Origin of the sequence: Streptomyces longisporus (genome assembly GCF_039532765.1) — a bacterium.
GTDB lineage: Bacteria > Actinomycetota > Actinomycetes > Streptomycetales > Streptomycetaceae > Streptomyces > Streptomyces longisporus.
This window is the reverse complement of record NZ_BAAASG010000040.1, coordinates 64,629-77,466: the sequence shown is the minus strand read 5'-3', so window position 1 is coordinate 77,466 and position 12,838 is coordinate 64,629. Positions and strand designations below refer to the sequence as shown.

Genomic DNA, 12,838 nt, shown 5'->3' with positions numbered 1-12,838 from the left:
ATGCGTGTGGGGCCCGCACCGGCACGGTGCGGGCCCCACACGTTGGTTCAGCTGGCTGCGGCTTCCGCCGGCTCGGGTTCCGGGTGCCGGGCCTTGGTCCGTACGGCAGCCTCGACGTCGAAGCGGGACTTGTCCTCGTCCTTGGCGTGCTTGGTGACGGCGGCCTGGACCTCGTCGGCCGCCTTCCACCAGTGCTGCCAGGCCTTCTCGTAGGTCTCAGTCTGCTCCTGCGACCACGGTGTTTCCGTGGGCCGACCGTAGCGGTCCCGCAGTTCCAGTACCTGAGCGTGCGCCTCGTCGGCTGCCTGCTGCATCTCCACGAGATCATCGAATGTGTGTGCCACGTCCATGGATCCTATGACGCTCGCGTCGGGCAGCCCCTCGCCCGCTGACCGGCAAGCCTCCCGCTCACTCGTCCTCGGGCGTGGTCTCCCCTTGAGCCGTCCACCTTCGCAAGACGCGTTCGCGGCCGTCCGTCTCCTCGAGGAGCTCAACGACCACGGCCGGGTCCTTGCTGTAGAGGCCGACCCACTCCGTGTACCGGTCCTGGGCGGTGTCGAGGACGCTCCATTCCCCCTCCACTCGTGGGCCGTCAGCCACGAATCTGAGCCGGACGAGGTACTTCAACTCCATGACGTGTTCCTCCGGTGGGCAAGCCACCCGCTCGGCCTGGGCAAGCACTGCTGCGTAGGGGTGGGCAAGCCCGCACCGTACGGGCTCGGCAGGGGCGGCAGACCGGCTGGTCAGGTGCGGATGACGGTGAAGCCTGCGCTGTTGAGGGCGCGGGTCCACACGTCGCGGTCGAACCACTTGGCGATGTCCGGCTGCATCTCGGTGAGGGTGCGCATGCGGGCGTGCCAGTCGTGGCCGGTGGGCCCGCGGCTGCCGGCGCATCCCTCGCAGCCGTCTTCTCCGTGGATGTGACCGGCCATCCACGCGTTGACGGCGACGTTGAGGATGACGGCGTACAGGTCGCCGCCGGTCTGGGCGAGGGCGTCCGGCACGCCGGCGAGGATGAGCGCCAGCTCGGGGTTGTCCCGTGGCGGCATCGGCGCCTGCCCAGCAGCCCTGTCGTCGGAGCCGCCGTCCTCGAACTCCCTCACGCTCTGGGCGATGGTGTCGGCGAGGGCGGCAGCGTCGAAGTACCGCCAGGCGGATCGCACCTGGATCCGGAGCTGGTCGGCCACCGCCTGGACGTTGCGTTCGATGGTGTCCTCCACCGTCGCGGGGGTGAGGGTCACACCCCGGCGAGCCAGTTCGGCGAGGGTCTCGGCGACGGCTTCTTTGAACGCTTTGGTGTTCCGCACCACCGCATCGTAGGGGCGAGGGGCTTGCCCGCGTGCCGAGAAGCGGTGGTCGCAGGACGCAGGCAGCGGTTCAGGGTGAGGGGGCCAGGGAGGCCGGGAAGACGGCGTCGGGTCCGAAGCGGGCACGGGCGGTGTCGGCGGCCTTCTCGAGCCTGCGGGCCTTGTCGTCGCTCGCGTCGAGGAGGAGCTGATGGTGGGCGGCGGCTGCGGGACGCAGGGCGGAGGCGCGCAAGGTGATGGAGCGGACGCGTGCGCGCTGGAGGCCGAGCTGGTCGTAGATGCGGAAGGCGGCGTGGGTGAGGGCGGCGGAGTGGTTGGTGGCTTCGGGCAGGGAGCGGGTGCGGGTGGTGTGGGAGCGGTCGGCGTACCGGACGTCGAGGGTGAGGGTGCCGGCGACGTCGCGGGTTGCTCGGAGGTCGGCGCCGAGTTGTTCGGCCAGGGCGAGGAGGGCGCGGCGGTGCTGTAGCGGGTCGAGTTCGTCGTACGGGAAGTCGTGGCGGGCACTGCGGGAGGCGGGTGCGGAGCCGGGGGTGACGGGGCGGGGGTCGTGGCCGCGGGCTCGGTCGGCGATCTCCCGGCCGGTGGCTTTTCCGAGGAGGCGCTGCAGGGTGAGCAGCGGGGTGTCGGCGAGGGCGCCGATGGTGTGCAGGCCGTGCCGGGTCAGGAGGGTGGCGGTGGCGGGGCCGATGCCGGGCAGGGCGTGGACGGGGCGGGGGTTGAGGAACGCGGCGATCGCGTCCGGGGTGGGGTCGACGATGGTGATCCGGCCGGGCGGGGTGGCGTCGGCTGCCATGGCGGCGATCAGGATCGAGTTGCCGCCTCCGATGGTGGTCTGGACGCCGTACAGCGCGGCGGTACGGAGCGCGATGAGGAGGCCGAGGTCGCGCGGGTGGCGGTCGAAGTACTTCAACGCGCCGGTGACGTCGTGGTCGGCGGCGGTGGGGGGTTGGGCCTGCCAGCGGGGGGAGATTCCGTCGAGGACGGTCAGCAGCTGGTGGTAGAGGTCCTCGTTGCCGCCGTGGTGGAAGTGGATGCGCAGAATGGCGCGTTGGTGGGCCATGGCTCACCCCGCGCTTCCGGGAGAGGTGTGGCCGAGTTTGGTGAGGTCGGCGGCGCGCTGCCCTGGAGGCTGGAGGTCGGCCCAGGGGTGAAGGGCGGCGCCGGTTTCGTGGGTGATGGTTCGGTGCGGTTCGGTGCGCGGGGCCGCAGGAACGTTCGCTTCGGCGCCGAGGAGACGCTGGACGGCTTCGGGTCCGTGGTCGCGGCGGGCGGCGGCGAGTTGCTCGAGGTCCCAGACCATCGAACCGGTGACGGTGTTGCGTTCGCCGCGGCGCTGGACGTTGCCGCGGACGAGGAGCAGTCCGCTGTGGAAGATCGTGTGCGCGCACGCTTCGTGGGAGTCTTCGAAGAAGGCCAGGTCGACCAGGCCGGAGCCGTCTTCGAGCGTGACGAAGATGATCCTTTTCCCGGAGCGGATGGGCGGCGTCTGGGTGGAGGCTCGGACGCCGGCGACGAGGACCTGCTGGCCGGGGCGCAGTCGCTGCAGGTGGGCGGCGTCGGTGGCGCCGAGTTCGCGCAGCAGCTGATGGTGGTGGTCCATGAGGTGGCGGCTGACGTCGGCGCCGAGGATGTGCAGTTCCGCGTTGAGGGCTTCGCGGCTGGTCATCTCCGGTAGGCCGGACGGCGGGGCGGTGTGCTGGTCGTCGAGGGCCATGGGGAGTTGGCCGTCGCCGAGGGGGCGGCCGCGGTACTGGCGGTGCAGTTCGGTGATCTGCAGCAGCAGGTCGCGGCGGGTGAGGGGGCCGCGGAGGCTGTCGAGGACGCCGGCCTGGGCGAGGCGTTCGGCCGTGGGCCGGTTGGGGCGGGCGCGCTGCCACAGGTCGGACAGCGAGGCGTAGGGCTGGCCGGCGACGAGGCGTTCGGCCTCGTCGGTGTGGATGCCGCGGACGGCGGAGAGGGCGAGGCGGACGGCCCAGGTGCTGTCGGGGGCGCGTTCGACGGTGTGGCTGGTCTGGGAGCGGTTGACGTCGACGGGCAGGACCGTGACGCCGCGGCGGCGAGCGTCCTGGATCAGGACGCGCTTGGGCCACATGCCGGGGTCGTGTTCGAGCAGGCCAGCGAGCAAAAACGCTGGGTGGTGCGCTTTAAGCCAGGCCGATTGCAGGGCTGGGACGGCGAAGGCAACGGCATGCGCCCTGCAGAAGCCATACGCCCCGAACGCTTCGATGATCTTCCAGACGTGGGTGAGGACGTCGGCGGGGTAGCCGCGGGCGGCGGCCGTCTGGTGGAACCAGTCCCGCAGGCGGGGTAGCCGGGCGGAGTCGGCGAGGGCGCGGCGGGCGATTTCGGCGAGGGCGCGGTCGCAGCCGGTGAGCGTGGCGATGATCTCGATGATCTGTTCGTGCCAGATGACGACCCCGTAGGTATCGGCGAGGACCGGCTCGAGGTCGGGGTGCGGGTAGGTGGGGGTGGCACCGTGACGTGCGGCGATGTACTGCTCGGGCATCCCGGACGCCACAGGTCCTGGACGAAAGAGGCTGATGTCGGCGATGACGTCGGCGACATTCCGCGGTTGCAGCCTCGAGAGCAAATCCTGCTGCCCACTTGATTCGAGTTGGAAGACTCCCAGGGTCTGGGCGTCCTGGATGAGCTTGAAGGCGAAGTGGTCGTCCAACGGGACCTGTTGCGGATCGTCGAGGTCGATGTGCTTGCCGGTGACGCGTTCGATCTCGGAGACGGCGTGCGCCATCGCGGACTGCATCCGTACGCCGAGCACATCCAGCTTGATCAACCCCAGATCTTCGACCCCCTCTTTCGGCATCTGAACCATGGGATAACTGCCAGGTGTGGGCTGGACGGGCAGCCGGTCAAGGAGGGTGGCGTCGGAGACGATGACGCCGCAGGGGTGCATAGCCAGGCCCCGCGGGAGGGCGTCGAGGCCTTCGGCGAGTTCGAACAGCAGCCGATAGCGGCCGGCCTCCGCGGCGAGCTGGCGCAGTTCGGGCAGTTCGGCGAGCGCAGCGGTGATGTCGGCGGCCCGGATGTGCGGGAAGCTCTTGGCGATCCGGTCGACGTCGTACGGGGCGATCCCCAAGGCAAGTCCGGTATCCCTCACTTCCCTATTGAATTGGCGTGTTGAAGCCGATCAAGAAGGGTGCGCTCGTGGTGAGTTGGCGTGTGTTCTGGGTGCCGCCGGACGCGGTACGGGGCGGAGTTCGGGGCAGTGTCGTCGAGGGATGGAACAACCTGCCGTCTCGCGAGGACGCGATGGGCGTGATGGCCGGCGACCCCATCTTCCTGTCACCAGACCACCGGGTGGACCCTCTGCTGAGCCTGTACGGCCAGTCCGGTACCTTCCGCCGCTACGAGGAGGAGACCCGCCGTAACTACGCCACGGACATCGCTCTGCTGCTGACGTTCTTGTGGAAGCGCGGGCGGGGCTGGCTGGAGGCGACGCCGCGGGATCTGGAGGACTACGAGCACTGGCGGCGGAGGGCGGAGGGGAACCCTAGCCGGGTGGGCGGGTCGAAGTGGGGGCGTGAACTGGCCGCGTTTGCCAGTCTGTTCCGGTGGGCTGTCCGTGAGGGACACTTGGTGCGCGGTCCGCTGGTCGTACGGCAGGTTATGGGGCGGAACGGCGAGGTGATCTCGGTGCCGGAGGCGGCACCGAAGGACGTCCGGCCGAGCAACGTGCACTGGCTGACGCCGCGGACGTGGCGGAAGTGGATCGATGTCGGCCTGCGCGGCCACACGCGCGGCGGCGTGCCGCGGCCGGGCTGGGCGGGTCGACTGGAGGACCGGAACGTGGCCTTCGTGCGATTGCTGACGTCGTCCGGGCTTCGGCGAGGCGAAGGCGGGTCGCTGCTGACGTTCGAGCTGCCCGTGCGGCGGATCGGCGGCGGTCGGTACTACCGGGGGAAGGCGGCCGCGGCGGTGACCCGGTCGAAGAGGCCGCGGACGTTCTATGTGGCCGCCGATGCGCTCGGCGACGTCGAGGCGTACGTCGATTCCTCGCGGGCATGGGTGGTTCGCAAGGCCCAGCAAGTCGGCCGGTACGAGCGGCTTGCTCAGCTGTGGCTGGTTACGGAGGTGACGCGTGGGCTGAAGCCGAAGGTGCGGTGGCGCGATCGGCATGGCCTTGCCGGGGAGCGGGAGTTGAATCTGCTGTCCGTGCGCGAGCGGATGATGCTGTTCACCGAGGGGCCGCATGGTCCGGAGCCGTTGTGGCTGTGGCTGAACGAGCAGGGGATGCCGTTTCGGCCGCACTCCTGGGACGGTGTGTTCCGTACGGCGAACCAGCGGTGCGCGAAGGTGCTGACGCCGCCAAAGTACCTGGGGATGGATCCGCATCAGGTCTTTGCGCCGTATGCGACGCCGCACTCAGCGCGGCACTCGTTCGCCCTGTACATGCTCGTGGTGCTGAATCATTTGATGGACCGGCGGTTCGGGCTGAGTCCGGCCGAGCGGCGGGACTTCCGTCTGCTGTACGGGGATCCGTGGTTCATGGTGCAGAACCTGCTGGGGCACGCCTCCCGGCAGACCACCGTCGACATCTACCTCGCGCCGGTCGCCGACCTGCAGTTGCGGGCGATGCTGGCCACGGCCGACGACGATCCGCAACAGGCGCCGATGCCGGAGCTGGATGAGGTCTTCACGCGCATTGCCCGGGAGTCGGAAGGCATCCAGGACCTCGACGACCGCCTCGACCCCTTCGGGGGTGTGGCGTGAGTCGACGCGGACGCCGGGCATCCCTGCCCCCAGGCGACCACACCCGCCCCGAACCCCTGGATCTGGGCGGGCTCGTCGTACGGCACGTCGACCGCAGTGGCCGGGTGCGGGCGTACGACTTCGCGACGCTGCCGGTCGCCGAGCCGATGCAGCGCTCCCTCGCCGTGCTGTTCGCCGCACGCTGTCATCCCAACCGGTGGGGCAGCCACCGCTCGTCGAGACTGGCGTTCCAGCTCCTGGAGAAGTTCACCGTGTTTCTGTCCGGGCTCGAGCGGACGCCCAGGGATGTGGAGGAGCTGACCACAGCGCAGGTCAAGCAGTGGCGGCTGAGCCAGGCGGGCACGGCGGGCGGCCACAACGCCATCACCCGGGTCGGCAGCCTGCTGCGGCAGGACGCCCGGCTGGCGAGCGGGCCCGTTGCGGACGAGTTGGCCGTGCGCACCCAACGGCCGAAGAGTAAGACGCAGTCCTACAGCGAGGATGAGTTCGACCGCATCAAGCGGGCGGCGAGGCGTACCTTCCGTGCCGCGTTGCTGCGTATCAACGACAACGCGGCGCACCTGGAGCGGTGGCGGGCGGGTGCCTTCGCGCCGGGCAGCCACGACTTCATCCTCGGCGAGGCGCTGGATTCCCTGGCCCGCACGGGCGACATCCCGCGCCGGGTCAGCGCAAAGGGGGCACGGAATCCGATCTGGCGATTCCATCGCGTCCTGGGCAACACCAGCCCGGCCGCGACCTGGCAGCGTTTGTTCCTGTCCCGGCTGGAGGCGGCTGCCCTGGGGGTGCTGCTGATGGTCGAGTTCGGCTGGAACTTGTCCGTGATCCACCAGGCCAAGGTACCCAAGGCCAGCCCCGACCCCGGAGAGGACGGACACCCGACCTACCGCATCCCGGTGGTGAAGTACCGGCGCGGCGGCGGCCGCTACTTCGAAACCCGCAACGTCACCGACGACGGCGCGAGGTCCCCAGGCAGGCTGATCACCGACGCACTGCAGGCCACCCGCTTCGCGCGGGCCGTCGTCGAGGACCTCGCGCCCGGCACCGACCTGCTGATCGTGTGGCGCTGGGCGCAGGGCGGGCACCCCATCACCACCTCTGATCACCACCCACCGGTCGGGCTCTTCCGCTTCGGTGTGGTCGAGAGCGCTGGCCGTGACTGGGCCCAGGCCGAAGGACTGGACGGTTCGCCTTTCCGCCGGGGGCGGCGCACGGTCAATGCGCTGGTGAGGCGGGAGCCGGGGCAGAACAGTCAAGCCACCCATGACCGTGACTATGTGCTGGTCGACCAGCGGGTGCAGCAGGAGGCCGCGGACATCATCGCGGCCGGTGCCGAGGACGCTGCCGCGCGCGCCCGCCAGGCGGTCCTGGTCGCCGAACTCCGCGCAGACCCCGATCCCGACGACCGGGAGACCGCGACGGTGGACTGCCACGACTACGAGCACAGTCCCTTCACCGGGCCGGGCAAGGGCTGCCGTGCCTCGTTCCTGACGTGCCTGGGCTGCACCAACGCCCGCATCCACCCCGGCCACCATCCGCGCCTGGCCCATCTGCACCGGGCGCTGACCCACCTGCGTACGGCCCAGTCACCGCCGGTGTGGGAGGCCGACTGGGGAGAGGCCCACGCCCGGCTTGAAGACCTCAAGCGCCGACTCGGCGAGCCGGTCTGGGCTCAGGCCCTGGCCCGCGTCACCGACACCGACCGTGATCTCATCGACTGCCTGCTGACCGGAGTGCTCGACGCGTGACCACCGCAGCCCACCACGATCCCTACATCCTGCCGATGCCCACACCGGACACGCCCGTCGTGCTGCCGTACCGTGTCCTGCCCATGCACGCGCACATCAACGGCCGCTACGTGGACTGGATATGGCCGCTGGCGGCGCTGACGGAGAACCCCAGCAGCAACAAGGCCAGCATCCGCTGGCGTAAATGCCCCGCGGCCTTCCGGGACGAACTCCGACTCATTGCCTGGACCATGATCAACGGCGAGCTACGGCCCACCTTCCTGGCCAAGCGCGCGGGATCCCTGCGGGCCCGCGTCAGCCTGAGCGACCTGACCGAGGCGGTACGGCAGTGGATGTACCTGGCAGCCTGGCTCCAAGAGCGCGGACTGACCTCGCTCGCCCAATGCACCACCGCCGTCTGGACCGCCTACGACCAGCACCTGCTCGCCGCCGGCTCCAGCCGGAAGCGCGTGCTGGAGATCCTCGGCACGCTCACCCGCCTGTGGGCGTTCGACCAGCTCTCCGCCCGCCCCGTCGGTATCGCCCGGCCGCCGTGGGACGAACTCGGTGCCGACGACTACCTGCCGGCCGCATCCTCCGCCACCGGTGGGGAGAACGCCAGCGAGCCGATCGCGGAAGAGACCATGGGGCCGCTGCTGGTCTGGGCCCTGCGCATGGTCGACGACCTCGCCGACGACATCCTCGCCGGGTACGCCGAGACCCGGCGGCTGGCGGAGGTTGGCCGGACCATCCCCAGCACCCCGGCCGGGCAGGACGCCCTCAAGGCATATCTGGATCCGCTCATCGCCGCCCAGGCGCCGCTGCCCGCCGTCCGGCTCAAGGGCCGCGAGGGGTACGGCTTCGCCCGCTACTACGTCGGCGGGCTCACCGGCGCATCCCGCCACCAAGTCGCCCTGTACGTCGAGCGCCACGGCCTGGTGGCCGCGGCCGCACAGCGGCCCGGCCCCTGCACACTGCCCACCCCCGTCACCGGCCGCATCGCCGGGCGCCCGTGGCGCGAGGCCCTCGACTTCGCCGAGACGCCGGGACTGGTCCGACTGCTGGTCACCGCGTGCTTCATCGTCATCGCCTACCTCACCGGGATGCGCCCGGGCGAGGTGCTCGGGCTGCACCACGGCTGCTGCCCGGATCCCGAGCCCGACGCCTCCGGCCGCACCGGCCGCACCGGCCGCACCGGCCGCCACGTGATCTACGGCCACGAATACAAGAACGCCACCGATGAGCACGGCAACCACCACTCCGCCGGACGCGAACGCGACGTCCCCTGGGTGGCCATCACCCCCGTCATCAACGCCATCCGCGTGCTGGAGCGCATGGCCGAGCCCGGCGAGCTGCTGTTCAGCCACGCCGTGCACGGTGCCATGGCCGGCCCCAGCACTGGCTCCCTGCGCTCACCCGCCCTGCGGACCCGGATCGAGGACTTCGTCACCTGGGCCAACGCCGAAGCCGCCCGACATGGCCTGCCCGGCGAGGTGATCCCGCCCGACCCGCACGGAGCGGTCGGCACAAGACGCTTCCGCCGCACCCTGGCCTGGCATATCGCCCGCCGCCCGGGCGGGCTGGTCGCCCTGGCCATCCAGTACGGCCACCTGCGCACCGCACTGGTCTCCGAGGCATACGCCGCGCGCAGCCGCGACGGCATCCACGAACTGATCGACATCGAAACCGTCCGCGCCGTGGCCGACACCGTCGCCGACCTCAACGACAATCTGGAGGCTGGCGGCGGCATCTCCGGTCCGGCCGCCCGGCGAGCCATCAAGGCCGCCGCCCGCGCCCCGCGCTTCGAGGGCGCCGTCATCAACGCCACCACCGCCCGCCGCCTGCTCGCCAACGACGACGCCCTCATCTACGACAACCCGCAAGCGCTGCTGCTGTGCCACTACAAGCGCGAGCACGCCCTGTGCCACCGCACGCCAGTCCGCGACACCCCGCGGCTCGATCACTGCGTGCCCGGCTGCGGCAACATCGTCCGCACCGACGAACACGCCACCCGGCTTCGCGACCGCGCCAATGCACTCGACAAACAGGCCGTTCACGTGCCCCAGCCGATCAGCGAACGGCTGCGCGACCACGCCGAACGCCTGCGCGGCACCGCCGATGCCCACGACCGCACCCGGATCACCCTCAAGGACACCACCCCATGAGCGGAGCACCAGACGAACGCGACCGCATCCGGGCCGCCATGGACCGCATCCTGTCGGGCCACCCGAAGCGCTCCAATGGGGCCCTGACCGTGGTGGCCCTCGCCATCGAAGCCGACGTTCCCCGCAACGCCCTCACCCAGCGCCACCTCGACCTGAAGAACGAGTTCTACACCAAGGTCAAAGAGCGCGGGCAGCCCACCGATGCCGAGACCCGGCTCCGCAAACAGGTCGTGCGGCTCAAGGAGCTCCGCGAGAAGGACAAAGCCGAACTCGAACGGCTCCGCGCCGACGTTGAAGGGCTGGTCCGGATCGTCAACGAACTGACCCTGGAGAACCTGCAGTTGCGTGAGCGGCTGTCCAACCCCGATCCAGTCGTCCATGTCTTTCCCATGCGGCCCACACCGCGTCGCCCCGACTGACGTCCCATGAGCATGGGGTGGGTCGGCGCCCCGCCGCACGCTGCCGGGCACCCTGCCGTGACCCCTTTGCCACCTGTTCGTTGAGCCCGGTGCATGCGATGCGCACCCCGGCGACCGCGTCCCCCGGCAGACGGGCCAGGGCGCGCGTCCGCCTGTCCGGTGAACCGGCCGGGAAGTGCGGCCCCGGGACGTCATGGCCTCGAAGTCTCGGGGCCCCGCACCCCTCCTCCCGCAGGCGGCAGGCCCGCGCGGCACGAGTGGACCGCACCTACCTCTACCGGCACCGCGACCTCCTCGAACGCGTCCACGCCGCCGCAGCCGCCCCACCGGAAGGAGGCCGGATCGCGGCCGTCAGCCGGGCCTCGCTGCGGGCAGACCTGACCAACGCGCTGGAGCGGAACAGGAGGCTGACGGTCCGGGTCCGGCAGCTGGAGAGGCGTCTGTCCGAGAGCCTCGGTGAAAACGCCTGGAAGGAATCCGGCCTTGGAGCGTCCGCCGACATCGACCAGCTTCAACGCCGCATCACGTTGCTCGAGCAAGACCTGGCCGACATAAGGGGCCAGCTCGATGAGCGGACTGAGGAACTCGATGCGGCGCGAGCGGCCAACCGGGAACTGACCCGGGCACTGAACCAGGCCCGCTGAGGCTATATGCGGGGCTCCGGCGTCCTTGCTCAGTGCCCGTTTCTGTGATCCGCCGCCTCACCCGGAATCCGGCGCGACGTCTGCCGCCTATTCTCTGCAAGTCCTGCGTGTCTCGTCCCTGCGCCCCGCTCGATGACCGATGGCTTGGACCGGAGAGCCAGCTCGGCGTGTTCGGCCTTATGCCGACCGCTGCCCGACTTGCACCTGACGTTGGCGTCAGGTTTTAGCGTGGCTGCTGTTGGCGCTCCGCAGCGCGCTGCGGACATCGCCCCCCCCTATGCCAATGATCTTCCGTGTCTGCTGTGAGCAGGTGCGGCCGATAAGTGGAGTTCTCATGCGCGCAGCTGTCTACAGTTCGATCGGCGGCCCGGAGGTTGTGGAGGTCGCTGAGGTCGACATGCCCGTTCCGGGCGTGAGTGAGATTCGCATCAAAGTACAGGCGGCCGCACTGAATCCGGCGGATGCGTCGGCGTGGAGAGGGGTCTTCCCCGCTCCGCCGGAGGGTGCCGCCTATGGTCTGGGCTGGGATGTCGCCGGCGTTGTCGACGCCGTCGGGCCGGGTAGTCACTGGACGCCCGGGCAGAGCGTCATCGCGTTCAGTCATGGCTTGCCGCTGGGGCTGAACCGGGGGCAGGCCGAGTACGTCGTGGTTCCTTCCCAGGCGATCGCCGAGGCGCCCGCGGGCATCGACCCTGTGCACGCTGCCACCATCCCTCTCAACGGTCTGACCGCGGCCCAGTCCGTCGAGCTGCTCGGCGTCCAGGCGGGCCAGACCGTGCTCATCACCGGCGCGGAGGGGGCGGTCGGCGGCTACGCGGTGCAGTTGGCCAAGCGCCGGGGAGCCGTGGTCATCGCGATCGACCGCTCGCCAGGCGGGGAGTTCGCGACCGAGGTGGCTGGCGCCGACGTGTACGTGCCGGCGTCGCAGACACCGGCCGAGGACGTCCGCAAGGTACGTCCCGAAGGGGTTGACGGCGTGCTGGACACGGCCAGGCTGGGGCAGGCCGTCATCGGCGCGGTGGCGGACGGCGGCAGGTTCGTCACCACGCGGCGCGACGCCATGCCCCAGACCGAGCGGGGCATCCGGGTGCTGCTGACGCAGGTCGGCCCGGACGCAGCGATGCTCACGACGTTGTCCGATCTGGCCGCAGCGGGAGACCTGGCGCTGCGCGTGGCCGAGACCTACCCGCTGCAGGAAGCCGCGCAGGCTCACGCGCGCATGGTCAAGGGCGGGCTCAAGGGACGTGTCGTCCTCACCATGGAGTGAGCACGCACCCTCCGATGCTCCTGTGTCGCGGCCGACCGGGGCGCAGTTCGCACCGGTCGGCCGCGCCGTCCATGGCGGGACCGTGCGGCGGCCGACGAGACGCCCGCACGTACGACCCTGCCGCCACGGTGCGGTCCTGGGTATCGATTCAGGCGTTACCGGCGGCGCGGATGGGGTGGCGGTGATGCGGGTGGCTCGGGTCGGTTGCCACAGCGATGATCTCGTCGAGGCGGGTGCGTACTTCCGTCAGATCGTTGATCTGACGGTCGATGCGGGCCCGTTCGGTGATCAGGCTGTCGGTGAACCCGACGGGCGAGGGGCCCTCGTTCATGCATCGCGGCAAAACCTGGCGGACGAGCCTGCTCGACAGGCCGGCGGCGTACAGCAGCTGGATCATCTTGACCCGCTCGACCGAGCCGTCCTGGTATTCGCGTTGCCCCCCGGCGGTGCGTGTGGGGCTGAGCAGCCGCTGCTCCTCGTAGTAGCGCAGCGCCCGGACGCTCACTCCGGCCTGTTCGGCGACCTCTCCGATCCGCATGGCGGCTCCTTGCTGTCCTCGTGTCCCACCAGAGCTGCATCTGACG

Annotated in this window: 11 protein-coding genes and 1 pseudogene; 6 read left to right on the top strand and 6 right to left on the bottom strand. The window is 70.3% G+C overall.

Going from position 1 to position 12,838, the window contains the following annotated elements:
• Window positions 1-47: 47 nt before the first annotated feature.
• The 5 genes and pseudogenes from ABD355_RS44285 to ABD355_RS44265 all read right to left on the bottom strand — a co-directional run.
• Entirely contained in the window at window positions 48-344 is a 297-nt protein-coding gene (locus ABD355_RS44285) for a hypothetical protein (RefSeq protein ID WP_344407116.1), read from the bottom strand.
• 64 nt (window positions 345-408) lie between these two features.
• Window positions 409-633 carry a hypothetical protein gene (locus ABD355_RS44280; protein ID WP_344407115.1) on the bottom strand — a complete coding sequence of 75 codons (225 nt, stop codon included), beginning with the start codon at window positions 631-633 and terminating at the stop codon, window positions 409-411.
• A gap of 110 nt (window positions 634-743) precedes the next feature.
• Window positions 744-1,307 (bottom strand): hypothetical protein, encoded by a 564-nt coding sequence (locus ABD355_RS44275; protein ID WP_344407113.1) that lies wholly within the window; start codon window positions 1,305-1,307, stop codon window positions 744-746.
• Window positions 1,308-1,377: 70 nt separating this feature from the next.
• Window positions 1,378-2,367, bottom strand: coding sequence for a DNA polymerase Y family protein (locus ABD355_RS44270; RefSeq protein ID WP_344407112.1), 990 nt, complete (start codon window positions 2,365-2,367; stop codon window positions 1,378-1,380).
• Window positions 2,368-2,370: 3 nt separating this feature from the next.
• Window positions 2,371-4,443 (bottom strand): annotated as a pseudogene (locus ABD355_RS44265) (helix-hairpin-helix domain-containing protein); the annotation flags it as partial.
• Window positions 4,444-4,574: 131 nt separating this feature from the next.
• Here ABD355_RS44265 and ABD355_RS44260 point away from each other — a divergent pair.
• The 6 genes from ABD355_RS44260 to ABD355_RS44235 all read left to right on the top strand — a co-directional run bounded on the left by ABD355_RS44260 (window position 4,575) and on the right by ABD355_RS44235 (window position 12,254).
• Complete coding sequence (locus ABD355_RS44260; RefSeq protein WP_344407110.1) at window positions 4,575-6,035, top strand: site-specific integrase; 1,461 nt, start codon at window positions 4,575-4,577, stop codon at window positions 6,033-6,035.
• Window positions 6,032-7,780 (top strand): hypothetical protein, encoded by a 1,749-nt coding sequence (locus tag ABD355_RS44255; protein ID WP_344407109.1) that lies wholly within the window; start codon window positions 6,032-6,034, stop codon window positions 7,778-7,780. Before ABD355_RS44260 ends, ABD355_RS44255 begins: the two co-directional genes overlap by 4 nt.
• Window positions 7,777-9,924, top strand: a complete 2,148-nt coding sequence (locus tag ABD355_RS44250) for an integrase (RefSeq protein WP_344407108.1) — start codon at window positions 7,777-7,779, stop codon at window positions 9,922-9,924. Before ABD355_RS44255 ends, ABD355_RS44250 begins: the two co-directional genes overlap by 4 nt.
• Window positions 9,921-10,343, top strand: a complete 423-nt coding sequence (locus ABD355_RS44245) for a hypothetical protein (protein ID WP_344407107.1) — start codon at window positions 9,921-9,923, stop codon at window positions 10,341-10,343. The genes ABD355_RS44250 and ABD355_RS44245 overlap by 4 nt, the downstream gene beginning before the upstream one ends.
• Before the next feature lie 257 nt (window positions 10,344-10,600).
• Window positions 10,601-10,987: a hypothetical protein gene (locus ABD355_RS44240; protein ID WP_344407105.1), complete on the top strand. Its 387-nt coding sequence runs from the start codon at window positions 10,601-10,603 to the stop codon at window positions 10,985-10,987.
• Window positions 10,988-11,321: 334 nt separating this feature from the next.
• Window positions 11,322-12,254, top strand: coding sequence for an NADP-dependent oxidoreductase (locus ABD355_RS44235; protein WP_344407104.1), 933 nt, complete (start codon window positions 11,322-11,324; stop codon window positions 12,252-12,254).
• Between the two features lie 148 nt (window positions 12,255-12,402).
• Here the strand turns inward: ABD355_RS44235 and ABD355_RS44230 are convergent, their stop codons facing one another.
• A complete protein-coding gene (locus ABD355_RS44230) occupies window positions 12,403-12,792 on the bottom strand; it encodes a MerR family transcriptional regulator (RefSeq protein WP_344407103.1) in 390 nt (129 codons plus the stop codon).
• Window positions 12,793-12,838 lie beyond the last annotated feature (46 nt).